This is a genomic window from Nocardia sp. NPDC055053 (assembly GCF_053608285.1).
Map to the genome: position 1 here is coordinate 17897 of NZ_JBSGVD010000027.1, position 15046 is coordinate 32942.

The window sequence follows — 15046 nt, forward strand, 5'->3', positions numbered from 1 at the left end:
CTTACCGGCACCCGCGGTGCCCGGCCTCCGCACCCGCAGTTCGGCGGGAAGGGACGCCCGGATCAGCTCGCCGCGCGCACCCGGTGCCGTGACAGATGACTCAGCACGGCCTGATTCGCCTCCCAGCCGTCGGGGAACTTCACCGGAACGCCGAGGTGCACCGGCTCGGCCGACGGGTGGGCATCGAGCAGTTCGGGGATACCGGCCCGGCCGACGAGGATGCACGCGTGCCGGTGCCGCGAGGCCAGCACGCACAACCGGCCCGCCTCGAGGTGGAAGGCGCTGGCGTCGCGACGGCCCGACAGCGGGTGCAGCACCAGGGTGACGTCGTATTCGCGGCCCTGCAGCCGGTTGGCGGTGTCGACGGTGACCGGCTCGGCCGCGGTGCCGCGCAGCGCGGTGCGGACGGCGTCGGCCTGGTCGCGGTGCGCGGTGCCGATCGCGACGCGGTCGGTGGTGACCGCTCGGCTGCCCGATTCGGAATGCGCGGTGGCGCCACGCTCGATCAGCCTGGCGGCGATCGCGGCGATCGCGTGCACCGCCTCACGATCGGTGCGCAGGGTGTGCCGGGCAGGCAGTTCGTACCAGCCCCACCCCGACGCGGCCGCCTCCTCCAGCACCGCGTCGATCGGGCCGCCCAGGCCACGGGTGGTGAAATCCATTCGGCGGTCGCCGAATCCGGTGCCGGACTCGAACCCGGTGAAGGGGTAGAAGGCCTGCGAGACGACCGGGGCCGCGGTGGCGGGCAGCCGCCAGGACACCGGGAGCCGGTGGATGGGGATGTTGTCGTTGTTGGCCAGCATCACGGTGACGGCGCTCATCGTCGGATCCCAGGTGAGTCCGGCCCAGCGCGCGGTCTCGACCGTGGCGAACGGATCGAGCTGCCCGGGATCGCCGACGAACAGGCCGCGGTCGAAGCGATTCGCGATGCGCAGCAACATGTCCGAGCGCATCTGGTAGGCCTCGTCGATGATCGCGTGCGACCAGCTGCCGTCGGTGATGGTGGCCCACTTGGCGGCTGTCCCGATGACGATCGTCGCGTCGGCTAGGTCACCGGGTTTCGTCGCGACGCGGACGTTCTCGTGCTGATCGACGCGATCGCTGGTCACATACGCGGTGCTGGAGAGCCTGCCGATGCGCAGCGCGGGGTCGGCGCCGGCCAGGCGGTCGATGAGGTCGTCGACCTGCTCGTTGGTCTGGGCGACGATCATCCGCTGGTCGTCGTCCTCGGCGAGCTGACGGGCGGCGCGCACCACGAGGGTGGATTTGCCCGCGCCGGGCGGTGAGTCGACGACGATCGCGCGATGGCTGTCGTCGCGCAGATCGGTGAGGATGCCCGCGACGGCCTCGTCCGGCGTGGTCACTGCAGGTCCTCCCCGTCGTCGTCGGTGTGCGGTGTCCATTCCGGCGGCGGGCCGCCGTGGGTCCACGGAGTGTCTTCGCGGGCAGGCAGATTCAGCTGTCCGTTGAACGGTGACGGCTTGAACCGGGCGAAGCCGAGGTTCTCGCCGTCCTCGGGCACGCTCCCCGGTTCGGCGACGAGTTTGCGGCCCATGCCGCCCGAGAGTTCGAGAACGATGCTGTCGCCGTCGATCTCGACCACCACCCCGCTCTGTTTCGGCCGCTCGACGCAGGTCAGTTCCTCGCCGATGACCGCGGTGAACGGATCCGTGGTGCGAATATGAATGTGCGGGCGCAGTTTCGGGCGCGCGCCCGACCGGTCGACGCGGTCCGGTTCGCTGTGCACGACGGTTCCGCGGAAGGCCGCTCCGGTGACCCGGTGTTCGAGCATGAGCAGCGGATCGTCGAACGCGCACTGCGCCTGCAACGCTTCCAGCGCCCGCTCACGTTGCAGCAGCCTGCGCACCGCGCGCACGGCGGGATCGCGACGGGCCTGCGGCGTTCCCTCCGCCACCTCGGCCGCGAAGTAGGAGAACGCGCCGCGATCGTCGGTCCACCGGTTCTCGACGCTGGCGCCCGGCGGCAAGGCCCGCAGCAACTCGATCGCCCGCCACATCAGCTGCCAGGTGGGTTCGAGCTGGCCGCGCAGGGATCGCTCGAGTCGTTCGGCGGCAACGGATCTCGCGGTGTCGTCCGCGGCGGCATTATAGGCGGTGATCAACGGCGCGAGCTCTTCGTTGTCGAAGCCGGGGTCGGTGGCCGGGCCCGCGGGTGGTGACTGCAACGGGTCTTCGGCGATGGCGGCGGCTGCGGCGCCGGTGAGCCCGCGTGGCGGGTCGATCCAGCCGAGCAGGGCGGCGAGATTGCCGTCCTCCAGGGAGGATTGGCCCGAGGCCCAGTGCGTCGACAGCACCGAGGTCATCGCGGGCAGCACCGCGGAACCGGGATGCTCGGCGCGATCGCCGAACCAGGTCAGCCAGCGGCCGAGCAGCGGAATCGATGCCGGCACCGGGTTGTCGCCGTCGGTGCGGTGGAAACGCACCGAGCGGCCCAGCAGTTTCAGGAAATTCACCCCGCCCTGGTTCGGCGTCCACAGCTGGGGCGCGTCCAGGCAGCGGGTGTAGGTCTCGCCCGCTTTGCTGGTGAGTTCTTCGCTGTCGGCCAGGAACGACGAAAGATAGGGCAGCACGACATCGGCCAGCTGCTCGATGAATCGCAACCGCAGCACCCGGTCGCGCGGCTGCGGCACGATCAGCACATTCTGGTCACCGGGCGAGGCGCCGATCATGATCGCCAGCGGCGCCGCCGCCTCACCGGCCAGCCGCAGCGGAATCGCGACCAGTGGCCGATCGGCGAGATGCAGATGCCGTACCGCCGCGGTGGGCTGCGCGCGCCCCGACCGGACGGCCTCGGCCTTGGCGAGAGCCGACAGCACACTCATCCCGCGATCTCCAGCCGCAACCGGTGCGCGGTGCGCAGCATGGCGGTGATATCGGCGTGCTCGGGCCCCGGTTCCAGGGTTCCATCGGCCAGGCCGAGGACCGTGTGGATGTTGTCGATGCCGCCGACCTCGTCGCACACGCCGCGGCCGAGCGCGTCCACCGAACCGCAGGTCCTGGCCTCGTCGCGGCAGGCGAAGGCGAGCTCGCAGCTCGACATGCACTCCGGCGCGTACCGGGACGGGATGGCGGCGATCGTCTTCTCCAGATCCTCGCCCGGCGCGAAGGTGGCCTCGGGCGGGAGCTGCTCGAGCAACTCGGGGATGGCGGTGAGCCTGGTCAGCTGCCGGGAGACCACGGCGAGCTGCTTGCGCAGGTCGACCAACGTGGCGGTGGGCCGGTTGGTGAAGTCCTTCGCGCACACCAGGATGGTGTTGTGCGACACCAGCTCCGGTGACTCGCCGATCTCGGTCATCAACTCGCGCAAGGCGATCACATACACCGCGGACTGGCGCGCGGCGGCCGCGACCTGCGCCGGATCGGCCTGCCCGTCGATCACCGGGAACGCCTTGATCTCGACGACATGGAACTTGCCGTCGAGCTGCACGGCGACCACGTCCGGTTCCAGATAGGCGGTGGCGCCCGCGATGTCCAGGCGCAACATCGGGTGGTCGAACAGGGTGCCGTCGCCCGCGGCGATCGTGGATTTCAGCAGCTGCCTGGTGCGCTGGTAGCGCACGGCGTTGCCGGTGTTCTCGCCGACCGAGTTCAGGTCGTGATAGGCGACTTCGGGGATCGTGAGGCCGAGGGTGTCGCGCAGCAGGGCCAGCAGTTCGGCGCAGCCGTTGGCCTTCACCATCGATTCGAAGGCATTGCCGCGGGTGATGGCGAACTGGGACTGACCGAACTGCGGTGGAAAACCGAGCGATTGGGCGATCACGGTCTTGTCCACCGCGGCCGCGTCGAGCAGGGCGCGCCGGGCGCATCCGGGATTGGCCGTCAGCGCGGCGATGGTGCGGGCATTGTGCCTTGTCGCGGGCGCTGCGCCGCGCAACTGGTCCAACTGTGCTGCGAGAGTGCTCATTTCACCTCGATTCGTCGCCGATCGGCCACCCCGAGCCGAACACCGAATAGTTGTGCGGCCGGATCGGCCAGCTGCTCCCCCACCCGGCGCGCGGCCGCTTTCCGCTGCCGCGCGTCCTCGTCTTCATGGACCGCCAGCTCCCGCCGGGCGGCCTCGATCACCCGCGCCGGATCGAGAGCGTCCGGCGCGCCCGCGACGCCCGGAATCGACACGGCGAGCCGCCACAGTACGCGCAGACCCGGCTGCGCCACGGCAGGCTGCGCCGAAAGATGTTCGGCCAGCCGGATCGCCGAGGTCAGCAGGTCGACGCGCGGACTCAGCGGACCGACCATCCGGCGCTCCAGCGGCCACGAACTCACGGCCATCACCCCGCGCGCCGGGGACAGCAGGTCCGTGGTGAGGGCCGCGCAGATGTAGTACGGGCGCGCGTACGGGGCCGAGCGGAACGAGCGCTCCTCGTCGCGGCGCAGGCTGGTCAGCCGGGCGGGCACCAGTTCGCCCGAGAAGAAGGCGTCATGGGTGGCCAGCACCAGTTTCGGCGACGACGGCACCGACAGCAGGGTCAGCGCGCGATGCACGTGTTCGCGCACCGGCACCGCGGGCGCTGCCGACGGCTCCGGCACCTCCGAGATCGAGCCGAGAACCACTACGTCCCACTCGGTTTCGGCCTTGCGCAGTTCCGCCCTGAGCTGCCGCGCACCAGCCCGGTCTCCCGCCGCGGCGGCCCGGCGCACCTCGGCGCGCAAACCGCTGATGCGCGCCTCCAGCTCCTCGGCCGAGTCCGTCACGTGTCGGAGCGTATCCACAGCTACCAGTATTGTCCAGTGAATACCAGTATTCAGCATTGAGGCTGTGCCGAGAGGATGGATTCGAGGATCTCCCGGGCTGCCTGGCGTCGGCAGGTCGTGCAGGTGTGACGCACCTCGGTCGTGGCCAGCGCCTGTGGCGCGCGGCCACGGGGATTGTGCCGACGACCGCGCGTCACGCGGTGCAGGTCAGCCGCGGAACCACATGGGCAGCAGGGTCGGCCCGCCGTCCGGTAGTTCGATCGGTTCGCCCTCGTGCGCGAAACCGTTGCGGGCGTAGAGCCGCGAGGACCGTTGCGTACTGGCTTCCAGGAACGCCGTTTCTCCCGCATCGGCGAAGGCCGCGAGCCGGTCGGCGAGGATGGCACCGCCCGCGCCCTTGCCGCGATGCTCGGGCACCGTGACGATGACGTGCAGGTAGCGGTGCGGGAATTCGCGCGGATGCGCGGCGCCGACCAGGCTCGAGACCGCCGCCATCCGCTGGAACGGCACCACCTCGGGCGCCGCGGCGAGCAGCTCACGCGCCTCGGCGGCCTCGGCGGCGAGGCGGTCGGCGGAGGTGACCGTCTGCCACAGCGACACCGCCCAGATGTCCTCGCCGTCGCCTGCCACCCACACCTCGTCCGCGGCCATGGCCTTGGCGACGAACTGCGGGCCGAAGGTGGTGCGGTAGGCCTCGTCGACCACTGGGTCGCCCGCCCGGATCCAGGCCGAGACGACCTCGTCCAGGCTCGCGGCGACGAAGGCGTCGGCCACCGCGGCGAGCTCGTCGGGTCCGGCCTGTCTGACGTGCGGTTTCATCGGTCTCTCCTCCTGCGTGAACAGCGTTCTCAATCGCCAACCTAGAAGCGGGACGGCACGACTGCGAAGATTTCGTCACACTGGTTGGTGTGCGGAAATCGACGCTGTGCGTGCACTGTGGACGCGAGGTGGAACAGGCCGACCGCGGACGCGCGCGCCGCTATTGCTCGCGCTCGTGCCAGGGCCGGGCCTATCGGGCACGCCGGGATCGGCGCCCACCGGTGCGCCGCGCGCGCCCCACCCGGCTGACCCCGGTGCATATCGCCGCCACCGCGATCGAGGTCGCCGACCGGGACGGGCTCGACGGCCTCACCATGCGCCGCCTGGCCGGCGAGCTCGGCGTCGCCACCGCCGCGCTGTACCGGCACTTCCCCGACCGCGAGGCCCTGCTGGCCGCGATGACGGAGCTGGCGCTCGCGGAGACGCCCGTACCCGCGCCGGCCCCACACTGGCGCGCGGCCCTGGCGACCGAGGCCGACGGGGAATGGCGGCTCTACCGGCGGCATCCGTGGATACTCACCGTGCTCGCCCGGACCAGGCCACCGCTGGGCCCCGCCCTGCTCGACTCGCTGGAACGCGCCTTCGCCGCGCTCGACGAACTCGACCTGACCAGCGCCGAGATGCTCACGATCTACCTCGCCTACTCCGGCATGGTCCAGGGACTGGCGCTGATGTGGAGCACCGATCGCGGCGACAGCATCAACGCGGCATCGTTCGCGAGCACCGACCCGGTGCGCGCCGAACTCGCCGAACTCCTCGACCCGCGCGCCCGCCCGGTCCTGCACCGGATGTTCGCCGCCGAGCCGCACGGACCCGACCTGGACTTCGACGAACTGCTCACCACCGGTATCGGGCTGCTGCTCGACGGCGTCGCGATGCGGCACCGAAGGTCGACCGAATAATCTGGGGCGATGACAGCTCTTGCAGATCGTTCACTCGGACCGGAATTGGCGCGCATCGAAACCATCAGCCCGGACACCGATGTGCTGGTGATCGGATTGACGTCCTCGGAGAACGGACCGGCCATCGTCCCCGCCGACCTGTTCGGCGACGTGCTCACCGCCGAGGTTCGGGCCGAACTGCTGGATGCCCTCGGCGCGGTCGGCGCCAAGGGCAAGCCCGAGGAACTGACCAGGGTGCCCGCACCGGCGGCGCTGGCCGACGTGACCAGCGTGCTCGCGGTCGGCCTCGGCGCGGCCGAGAAGATCGACGCCGAGCAGGTGCGCCGCAGCGCCGGGGTGGCCGGGCGCGCGCTCAGCGGCACCGAACTGGTGGCGACCACTCTTTCCGGCGTCGACCTGGCCGCCGCGGCCGAGGGCTTCTACCTCGGCGCCTACACCTTCACCACCTTCAAGTCCGCCAAGAGCGCGCCGAAGCCGGACGAGCAGCCGGTGCTGCGCGTCGAGTTGTTGGTGCCCACGCCGGAATTCGGCGTCCTGGAACTGCTGCGGGCCCAGCTGGTCGCCGAGGCCGTCGCCACCGCACGCGATTTCGTCAACACCCCGCCGAGCGCGCTGTACCCGGCCGAGTTCGCCGACCGGGCCCGCGTGCTCGCCGAGGCCGCGGGCCTCGAGGTCGAGGTCCTCGACGAGGGCGCCCTCGCCGCAGGCGGTTACGGCGGCATCGTCGCCGTCGGCCAGGGATCCTCACGCCCGCCGCGCCTGGTGCGCATCACCTACGCGGGCGGCCCGAAGAAGATCGCGCTCGTCGGCAAGGGCATCACCTTCGACACCGGCGGCATCTCGATCAAGCCCGCGGCCAACATGGAGAACATGACCTCCGACATGGCAGGCGCCGCGGCGGTCATCGCGACCACCCTGCTGGCGGCCCGCCTCGGCCTGCCGGTCACCGTCACCGCGACCGTCCCGATGGCCGAGAACATGCCGTCGGCAACCGCGCAGCGTCCCGGCGACGTGCTCACCCAGTACGGCGGCACCACCGTCGAGGTGCTCAACACCGATGCCGAGGGCCGTCTCATCCTGGCCGACGCGATCGTGCGCGCCGCCGAGGACGAGCCCGACTACCTGATCGATGTCGCCACCCTCACCGGCGCGCAGATGGTCGCGCTCGGCACCCGCACGCCCGGCGTGATGGGCACCGACGAATTCCGCGATCGCGTCGCGGCGGTCTCGCGCGCGGTCGGCGAGAACGGCTGGGCGATGCCGCTGCCCGCCGAGCTGCGCACCGACCTCAACTCCAAGGTCGCCGACCTGGCCAACGTCGCGGCGCACCGGTGGGGCGGAATGCTCTCGGCCGCACTGTTCCTCAAGGAGTTCGTGCCCGAGGGTGTGCAGTGGGCGCATCTCGACGTCGCGGGTCCGGCCTACAACACCGGCGGACCGTTCGGCTACATCGGCAAGGGCGGCACCGGCGTTCCGGTGCGCACCCTGATCACGGTGATCGAGGAGATCGGGGCGGAGTAGTCACTGCTCCTGCTCACGGGCCCGCCGCTGCTCGATGCGGCGGCGGGCGTCGTAGTCGCGCATGCGCTGCGGATAGCCGGTGCGATTGACGTCGTAGACCGGGATCTTCAGCGCACCGGCCAGTCGTCGCGCGCCGCGTTCACCGACGATGCGCCGCGTCCATTCGCCGTCCGCGGCCACCAAAACCGCTGTGACATCGGTCACAGTGGTTTTCGGTTCGACGAACGCTTCGACGCCGCGCCGCGCTCGCGCCCACTCGCCGAGCGCGGCGATCTCCGACGCGCTGTCACGGGCGACTGTCCTGCTCCTGCCGCGCGCGCCGCGGAAACGATCCAGCAAACCCACCGGTAACAACCTCCTGCGCTCCGACGGAATTCTGCTCACCGCCGCACATTCCATGGTGCCAGCTCTGCCCGGATTGCCGCCCTGGTCTACGTCGTCGGCGAGCGAGTGCAAGGATGGTTGCCGGAACAAGAAACCGACGATTCCCGGACGCCTCGCTCGTTGCGGCGGGGTGGACGTACGCCGCGACCCGCGACGGGTGTCTGCCGGGGTCGAAGCACTGTTGTATTACCCGTCTAACAGTCAGAGGAGACAGAGGACATGGCCTTCTCCGTCCAGATGCCGGCTCTTGGTGAGAGCGTCACCGAGGGAACGGTGACCAGGTGGCTGAAGCAGGAAGGAGACACGGTCGAGGTCGACGAACCGCTGCTCGAAGTCTCCACCGACAAAGTCGACACCGAGATCCCGTCGCCCACTGCCGGTGTGCTGTCGAAGATCGTCGCTCAGGAAGACGACATCGTCGAGGTCGGCGGTGAGCTCGGTGTGATCAGCGACGCCGGCGAAGCCCCCGCCGCCGCTCCCGCTCCCGCGCCTGCTGCCGCACCTGCCGAATCCGCGCCCGAGCCCGCTCCGGCTCCCGAGCCCGCCCCCGCGGCGCAGGCTCCGGCCGCCGCCCCCGAGTCCGCTCCGGCCGCCGCTGCGTCCGGCACGTCCGTCAAGATGCCCGAGCTGGGCGAGTCGGTGACCGAAGGCACGGTGACCCGGTGGCTGAAGGCCGTGGGTGACACCGTCGCGGTCGACGAGCCGCTGCTCGAGGTGTCCACCGACAAGGTCGACACCGAGATCCCCTCGCCCGTCGCGGGCACGCTGCTCGAGATCTCCGCGCAGGAAGACGACGTCATCGCCGTCGGTGGCCAGCTGGGTGTGATCGGCAGCGGTGCGCCCGCGGCCGCTCCGGCTCCCGCACCTGCCCCGGCGCCCGCTCCGGCACCGGCTCCCGCGCCTGCCCCGGCACCGGCTCCCGCGCCTGCCCCGGCACCGGCGCCCGCCGCCGCTGCTCCGGCCCCCGCTCCGGCTCCGGCCCCCGCGCCTGCTCCGGCGAAGGCCCCCGCTCCGGCGTCCTCCGCCAACGGCAGCTCGCCGTATGTGACCCCGCTGGTCCGCAAGCTGGCCGAGGAGAACAATGTCGACCTGGCGACCCTCACCGGTTCCGGTGTGGGCGGCCGTATCCGCAAGCAGGACGTGCTCGCCGCCGCCGAGGCCAAGAAGGCGCCCGCCGCGGCTCCGGCTCCGGCCGCTGCCGCGCCCGCCGCTCCGGCCAAGCAGGCCGCCGCGCCGAAGCTGGCCGGTCTGGTCGGCACCACGCAGAAGGCCAACCGGATCCGGCAGATCACCGCGACCAAGACGCGCGAATCGCTGCAGACCACCGCGCAGCTGACCCAGGTCCACGAGGCCGACGTCACCAAGATCGCGCATCTGCGTCAGCTCGCGAAGGCCTCGTTCAAGAACCGTGAGGGCGTCAACCTGACGTACCTGCCGTTCTTCGCGAAGGCCGTCGTCGAGGCACTCGGTGTGCACCCGAACGTGAACGCCTCCTACAACGAGGACACCAAGGAGATCACCTACCACGCGTCGGTGCACCTCGGTATCGCGGTCGACACCGAGCAGGGTCTGCTCTCGCCGGTCATCCACAACGCCAGCGACCTGTCGCTGGCCGGGCTGGCCCGCGCGATCGCCGACATCGCCAACCGCGCCCGCACCGGTGGCCTGAAGCCGGACGAGCTGGCCGGTGGCACCTTCACCATCACCAATATCGGCAGCGAGGGCGCGCTGTTCGACACCCCGATCCTGCTCCCGCCGCAGGCGGGCATGCTCGGCACCGGCGCGATCGTCAAGCGCCCGGTGGTGGTGACCGACGAGGCCGGTGGCGAGTCCATCGGTGTCCGCTCGATGGTGTACCTGCCGCTGACCTACGATCACCGTCTCATCGACGGTGCCGACGCCGGTCGCTTCCTCACCACCATCAAGCATCGGCTGGAAGAGGCGGCGTTCGAGGCCGATCTCGGTCTGTAGTCGAGGAATTCGACAGTTATGAAGGTGGTGATCGCCGGTTCGTCCGGGCTGATCGGGACAGCGCTCGTCGCGGCTCTGCGCCGCGACGGGCACGAGGTGTCGCGATTGGTGCGCCGCGCCCCCGGCGGGCCGGACGAATTCGCGTGGGATCCCGCACGCGCCCGGCTCGACGAGCGGGCGTTGCGCGGGGCCGACGCGGCGGTGAATCTCTGCGGCGCGAGCATCGGCGCGCGTCGCTGGAACGGCGGCTACAAGCAGGAGCTGCGCGACAGCCGCATCACCCCCACCGACGTACTGTCCACCGCGGTCGCCGCCGCGGGGGTGCCGACGCTGGTCAACGCCAGCGGCGTGCACTACTACGGCGGCGACACCGGTGACACGGTCGTCGACGAGACATCGCCCGCCGGAACCGGTTTCCTCGCGACCCTGTGCCGCGATTGGGAAGCCGCCACGGAACCGGCCGCCTCCGCCGGGGTGCGCACCGTCCTGGTGCGCAGCGCGGTGGTGCTGGCTCGCAACGGCGGCATGCTGAGCATGCTGCACCCGCTGTACTGGCTCGGTCTGGGCGGACGCCTCGGCAGCGGCCGCCAGTACACGCCGTGGATCTCCCTCGACGACGAGGTCGGCGCCATCACCTTCGCGCTCACCCATCCCGAGATCTCCGGCCCGATCAACTTCACGGGCCCCGCCCCGGTCACCAACGCGGAATTCACCAGGGCCCTGAGCCGCGCCGTGCACCGCCCCGCCCCGTTCATCATCCCCGGTTTCGCCCTGCGCGCGCTGGTCGGCGAGCTCGCCGACGAGGCGATCCTGCACGGTCCCCGTGCCATCCCGGCCGCGCTGGAGCAGGCCGGTTACACCTTCCAGCACCCGACGATCGGCGCCGCCCTGGCCGCCACCGTCGCACGCACCGGAGCGCACTGATGTTCATCCGCGACGCCGACAAGGCCGATCTCCCCGCCGTTCTCGCGATCCACAACACCAATATCGCCGAGTCGACCGCGATCTGGGACACCGACGAGGTAGACCTCGACGACCGCATCACCTGGTTCGCCGACCGCACCGCCGCGGGCATGCCGATCCTGATCGCCGAGATCGACGGCGAGGTCGCCGGTTACGCCTCCTACGGCCAGTGGCGCCCCAAATCCGGCTACCGCTTCACCGTCGAGAACTCCGTCTACGTCGACCACCGCTTCCAGCGCCGCGGCGTTGCCACCGCCCTGCTCACCGAGTTGATCGCCCGCGCCACCGATTCCGGCCGCGTGCACGCCATGATCGCCGCCATCGAATCCGGCAACGCCGCGTCGATCACCCTGCACGAACGCTTCGGCTTCCGCACCGTCGGCGAGCTCCCGGAAGTCGGCCGCAAATTCGACCGCTGGATGGACCTGACGCTCATGCAGCGAAACTTCCCGGTCGAGCCGTGACCGGCGGCGACGACCGGTCTGCGCCGCCGTCGGCCCCGGGGCGTAACGTCAGGATGGTGAACGACACGCGCCCCACCGCGTCCGCTCGATTCGATTCGACCCCGATCGTGGTCGAGGATCTCGGACTCATCGAATACAACGCCGCCTGGGAGCTGCAACGGCAGATCGCCGACGAGCGCGCCGCAGGCGAAGGCGCCGACCGGCTGCTCCTGCTCGAGCATCCGTCGGTCTACACCGCGGGCCGCCGCACCGAGGCCGAGGACCTGCCGATCGACGGTAGTCCGGTGGTGCAGGTCGACCGTGGCGGCAAGATCACCTGGCACGGTCCGGGCCAGCTGGTCGGGTATCCGATCATCCGCCTGGCCGAGCCGGTCGACGTCGTGCAGTACGTCCGGCGCCTGGAGGAGGCGCTGATCCAGGTCGTGTCCGGCCTCGGGATCGAGTGCGGCCGGATCGAGGGCCGCTCGGGCGTGTGGCTGCCCGCCACCGAGTGGTTCGCCGAGCGCAAGATCGCCGCGATCGGTGTGCGGGTGCAGCGCGGCGTCGCCCTGCACGGCATCTCGCTGAACTGCAATTCCGCGCTCGACGGATTCCAGGCGATCGTGCCGTGCGGCATCAAGGACGCCGGCGTCACCACGCTGACCCGGGAACTGGGCCGTGAAGTCACCGTCGCCGAAATCAAGCCTCTCGTCGCGACCGCTATTGTTTCCGCTCTCGACGGCGAAATTCCCGTTCAGCCGCATGATATTGATCGCACCACCATCGCCGCGGACGCCGTGGCCCCGAGCGTAGAGTCGGTTCAGTGACCTCCGTAGACGCCTCTGCCCCCGCCGGACGCAAGCTGCTGCGCATCGAAGCGCGCAACGCGGAGACCCCGATCGAGCGCAAACCCAAGTGGATTCGCACCCGCGCCACCATGGGCCCCGAATACACCGAGCTCAAGGGCCTGGTGAAACGCGAAGGCCTGCACACGGTCTGTGAGGAAGCGGGCTGCCCCAACATCTTCGAATGCTGGGAGGACCGCGAGGCCACCTTCCTCATCGGCGGTGAGCAGTGCACCCGCCGCTGCGACTTCTGCCAGATCGACACCGGCAAGCCCGCCGCCCTCGACCGCGACGAGCCCCGCCGCGTCGCCGAGAGCGTTCAGGCCATGGGCCTGCGCTACTCCACCATCACCGGCGTCGCCCGCGACGACCTCGACGACGGCGGCGCCTGGCTCTACGCCGAAACCGTGCGCGCCATCAAGGCACTCAACCCCGGCACCGGCGTCGAGCTGCTCATCCCCGACTTCAACGCCGACCCCGACCAGCTCGCCGAGGTCTTCTCGACCCGCCCCGAGGTCCTGGCCCACAACCTGGAGACGGTGCCGCGCATCTTCAAGCGCATCCGCCCCGCCTTCCGCTACGAGCGCTCCCTGGCCGTCATCACCGCCGCCCGCGAGGCAGGCCTGGTCACCAAGTCCAACCTCATCCTCGGCATGGGCGAAACCCCCGAAGAGGTCACCGAAGCGATGCGCGACCTGCACGAAGCAGGCTGCGACATCCTCACCATCACCCAGTACCTGCGCCCGTCCCCCCGCCACCACCCCGTCGACCGCTGGGTCAAGCCCGAGGAGTTCGTCGAACACTCCAAGGTCGCCGAAGACCTCGGCTTCGCCGGCGTCATGGCGGGCCCTCTGGTCCGCTCCTCCTACCGCGCGGGCCGCCTCTACGCCCAGGCCATGGCCCACCACGGCCGCGAGATCCCCGAGGCGATGGCCCACCTGGCCCAGGAAGGCACCGCCTCCCAGGAAGCCAGCTCGGTCCTGGCCCGTTACGGCAGCTGACCACGCCGGGCCAGGGCTCGGTGAGCCCTGGCCCCTCAGTAGACTAAGGGTCCCCTCACCCCCGGAAGGACCCATGTCGAAGTTCGAGAACGTCTCCGTCGTCAAGAAGGCCAACGTCTATTTCGACGGTAAGTGCGTCAGCCACAACATCGAGCTGCCCGACGGCACCTCGAAGTCCGTCGGCGTGATCCTGCCCGCCACCCTGACCTTCACCACCGGTGCCCCGGAGATCATGGAGCTCATCGAGGGCGAGGCGAAGGTGACTCTCCCCGGCGAGACCGAGCCGAAGACCTTCCGCGGTGGCGAGTCGTTCTCGGTCCCCGGCAACAGCGCCTTCGACATCGAGGTCGTCGAAACCCTGCACTACGTCTGCCATTTCGGCTGATCGATACCTCGCGAAGGGCGGTGGCTCAGCGGAGCCGCCGCCCTTCGTCGTGTCGGCCGGTCACATCGGCTCCGGCGCGCCGATCATCGCCCGGCAGTCCCGCCACAGCGCGGCGGCCTCGGCCTCGGTGTATCGGGTGCGGCGCCGCAGGTGCAGCGGGCGGACCCGGCGATCGTGCCAGAACCGGCCCGACGGCACCGGCCGCGCGGTGGCGGCGAGCCAGATCGCGGTATCGGCGCCCTCGGCCGGGGTCCGCAGCAGCGGCCGGGTGAGGCGACGGAACCGGGGCAGCGCGTCCGCGATGCCGGGGGTGTCGACCCAGCCCGGGTGCACGGCGTGCACCCCGATCCGCTCCTCGGCGAACTCCGCGGCCAGCAGCGGGGTCAGCGCGACCTGCATCCGTTTGGTGCGCGCGTAGGCCCGCGCGCCCCGGTATTCGCCGCGCCGGTAGTCGGGGTCGTCGGTCACCAGCGGCTGGGCGTACATCCCACCCGAGGACATCAGCACGACCCGGGCCCCGTGCGCGGCCGCGAGCAGCGGACGGACCAGCTCGGTCAGCAGCAGCGGCCCGAGCACGTGGGTGGCGAAGGTGAGTTCGTGCCCGGTGCTGGTCTCCCGGCGTTGCGCCGAGAGCACGCCCGCGTTGTGCACGAGGACATCGATCGGCGTCTCACCGAGTTCGCCGGCGCAGCGCCGCACCGAATCAGGTTCGGCGACATCGCATTCCACCACGGTCACCGCCGCGCCGGGATGCCGTCGCCGGAGTCCGGCCGCCGCGTCCTCGCCTCGCCGTGTGCTGCGGACCGCCAGCACCACCGAGGCTCCCAGCTCCGCCAGCCCGTCCGCGACGGCCAGCCCGATCCCGCTGTTGGCCCCGGTGATCACGGCGCGCCGCCCACGGAGCGCGTCGGGAGCCGGATCGGCGGCGGGCCAGGAGCGTCGCCGTAGCGCGATCCCGAGCCTGCTGTAGCCGGGCAGTACCGTCCGGTCCAGCAGCGCGTCGACGAAGGACGGCTCGAAGCTCGCATCGTTTTTCCCGGTTTTCACGGTCATATTCCCAGACTACCGCGCTAAACGATGCATAAACGTTTCAACTCTCG

15 protein-coding genes are annotated in these 15046 nt (G+C 70.7%); 8 read left to right on the forward strand and 7 right to left on the reverse strand.

Features of this window, described 5'->3' with window-relative positions:
• Nucleotides 1-62: 62 nt before the first annotated feature.
• The 5 genes from ACWF82_RS24585 to ACWF82_RS24605 form a co-directional block, all read right to left on the reverse strand.
• Nucleotides 63-1364: an AAA domain-containing protein gene (locus ACWF82_RS24585; protein WP_452504735.1), complete on the reverse strand. Its 1302-nt coding sequence runs from the start codon at nt 1362-1364 to the stop codon at nt 63-65.
• Complete coding sequence (locus ACWF82_RS24590; RefSeq protein WP_452504736.1) at nt 1361-2842, reverse strand: hypothetical protein; 1482 nt, start codon at nt 2840-2842, stop codon at nt 1361-1363. The genes ACWF82_RS24585 and ACWF82_RS24590 overlap by 4 nt, the downstream gene beginning before the upstream one ends.
• Complete coding sequence (locus tag ACWF82_RS24595) at nt 2839-3924, reverse strand: hypothetical protein (protein WP_452504738.1); 1086 nt, start codon at nt 3922-3924, stop codon at nt 2839-2841. The genes ACWF82_RS24590 and ACWF82_RS24595 overlap by 4 nt, the downstream gene beginning before the upstream one ends.
• Nucleotides 3921-4712 (reverse strand): hypothetical protein, encoded by a 792-nt coding sequence (locus ACWF82_RS24600; RefSeq protein WP_452504740.1) that lies wholly within the window; start codon nt 4710-4712, stop codon nt 3921-3923. The genes ACWF82_RS24595 and ACWF82_RS24600 overlap by 4 nt, the downstream gene beginning before the upstream one ends.
• Nucleotides 4713-4919: 207 nt before the next feature.
• The gene (locus ACWF82_RS24605; RefSeq protein ID WP_452504742.1) at nt 4920-5531 is read right to left on the reverse strand and encodes a GNAT family N-acetyltransferase; all 612 of its coding nucleotides are present in this window, start codon (nt 5529-5531) and stop codon (nt 4920-4922) included.
• 89 nt (nt 5532-5620) lie between these two features.
• On the opposite strand from ACWF82_RS24605, the gene ACWF82_RS24610 reads away from it, so the two are divergent.
• Nucleotides 5621-6433 (forward strand): TetR family transcriptional regulator, encoded by an 813-nt coding sequence (locus ACWF82_RS24610; protein ID WP_452504744.1) that lies wholly within the window; start codon nt 5621-5623, stop codon nt 6431-6433.
• Between the two features lie 9 nt (nt 6434-6442).
• Nucleotides 6443-7954 (forward strand): leucyl aminopeptidase, encoded by a 1512-nt coding sequence (locus tag ACWF82_RS24615; protein ID WP_452504746.1) that lies wholly within the window; start codon nt 6443-6445, stop codon nt 7952-7954.
• On the opposite strand, the gene ACWF82_RS24620 is transcribed toward ACWF82_RS24615, so the two are convergent.
• Complete coding sequence (locus tag ACWF82_RS24620; protein WP_452504748.1) at nt 7955-8299, reverse strand: oxidoreductase; 345 nt, start codon at nt 8297-8299, stop codon at nt 7955-7957.
• Nucleotides 8300-8557: 258 nt separating this feature from the next.
• On the opposite strand from ACWF82_RS24620, the gene sucB reads away from it, so the two are divergent.
• From sucB to ppnP, 6 genes are all read left to right on the forward strand, one after another.
• Complete coding sequence (sucB, locus tag ACWF82_RS24625; protein WP_452504750.1) at nt 8558-10309, forward strand: 2-oxoglutarate dehydrogenase, E2 component, dihydrolipoamide succinyltransferase; 1752 nt, start codon at nt 8558-8560, stop codon at nt 10307-10309.
• An 18-nt stretch (nt 10310-10327) separates the two neighbouring features.
• The gene (locus tag ACWF82_RS24630; RefSeq protein ID WP_452504752.1) at nt 10328-11233 is read left to right on the forward strand and encodes a TIGR01777 family oxidoreductase; all 906 of its coding nucleotides are present in this window, start codon (nt 10328-10330) and stop codon (nt 11231-11233) included.
• Nucleotides 11233-11736 (forward strand): N-acetyltransferase family protein, encoded by a 504-nt coding sequence (locus ACWF82_RS24635; protein ID WP_452504753.1) that lies wholly within the window; start codon nt 11233-11235, stop codon nt 11734-11736. Before ACWF82_RS24630 ends, ACWF82_RS24635 begins: the two co-directional genes overlap by 1 nt.
• Before the next feature lie 53 nt (nt 11737-11789).
• Nucleotides 11790-12542 carry a lipoyl(octanoyl) transferase LipB gene (gene lipB, locus ACWF82_RS24640; protein ID WP_452504755.1) on the forward strand — a complete coding sequence of 251 codons (753 nt, stop codon included), beginning with the start codon at nt 11790-11792 and terminating at the stop codon, nt 12540-12542.
• On the forward strand, nt 12539-13561 hold the full coding sequence (gene lipA, locus ACWF82_RS24645) for a lipoyl synthase (protein WP_452504757.1): 1023 nt from the start codon (nt 12539-12541) through the stop codon (nt 13559-13561). The genes lipB and lipA overlap by 4 nt, the downstream gene beginning before the upstream one ends.
• A gap of 73 nt (nt 13562-13634) precedes the next feature.
• Nucleotides 13635-13946 carry a pyrimidine/purine nucleoside phosphorylase gene (gene ppnP / locus ACWF82_RS24650; RefSeq protein ID WP_379307253.1) on the forward strand — a complete coding sequence of 104 codons (312 nt, stop codon included), beginning with the start codon at nt 13635-13637 and terminating at the stop codon, nt 13944-13946.
• A 60-nt stretch (nt 13947-14006) separates the two neighbouring features.
• Here ppnP and ACWF82_RS24655 read toward each other — a convergent pair whose 3' ends face one another.
• The gene (locus ACWF82_RS24655) at nt 14007-14999 is read right to left on the reverse strand and encodes an SDR family NAD(P)-dependent oxidoreductase (RefSeq protein ID WP_452504759.1); all 993 of its coding nucleotides are present in this window, start codon (nt 14997-14999) and stop codon (nt 14007-14009) included.
• Between the last annotated feature and the right edge of the window lie 47 nt (nt 15000-15046).

Excerpts from the sequence above, each read along its gene's own strand:
- ACWF82_RS24605 (WP_452504742.1), bottom strand. The coding sequence starts at position 5,531 with ATGAAACCGCACGTCAGACAGGCCGGACCCGACGAGCTCGCCGCGGTG.
- ACWF82_RS24590 (WP_452504736.1), bottom strand. The coding sequence starts at position 2,842 with ATGAGTGTGCTGTCGGCTCTCGCCAAGGCCGAGGCCGTCCGGTCGGGG.
- sucB (WP_452504750.1), top strand. The coding sequence starts at position 8,558 with ATGGCCTTCTCCGTCCAGATGCCGGCTCTTGGTGAGAGCGTCACCGAG.
- ACWF82_RS24655 (WP_452504759.1), bottom strand. The coding sequence starts at position 14,999 with ATGACCGTGAAAACCGGGAAAAACGATGCGAGCTTCGAGCCGTCCTTC.
- ACWF82_RS24595 (WP_452504738.1), bottom strand. The coding sequence starts at position 3,924 with ATGAGCACTCTCGCAGCACAGTTGGACCAGTTGCGCGGCGCAGCGCCC.
- ACWF82_RS24635 (WP_452504753.1), top strand. The coding sequence starts at position 11,233 with ATGTTCATCCGCGACGCCGACAAGGCCGATCTCCCCGCCGTTCTCGCG.
- ACWF82_RS24630 (WP_452504752.1), top strand. The coding sequence starts at position 10,328 with ATGAAGGTGGTGATCGCCGGTTCGTCCGGGCTGATCGGGACAGCGCTC.
- ACWF82_RS24615 (WP_452504746.1), top strand. The coding sequence starts at position 6,443 with ATGACAGCTCTTGCAGATCGTTCACTCGGACCGGAATTGGCGCGCATC.
- ppnP (WP_379307253.1), top strand. The coding sequence starts at position 13,635 with ATGTCGAAGTTCGAGAACGTCTCCGTCGTCAAGAAGGCCAACGTCTAT.
- lipB (WP_452504755.1), top strand. The coding sequence starts at position 11,790 with ATGGTGAACGACACGCGCCCCACCGCGTCCGCTCGATTCGATTCGACC.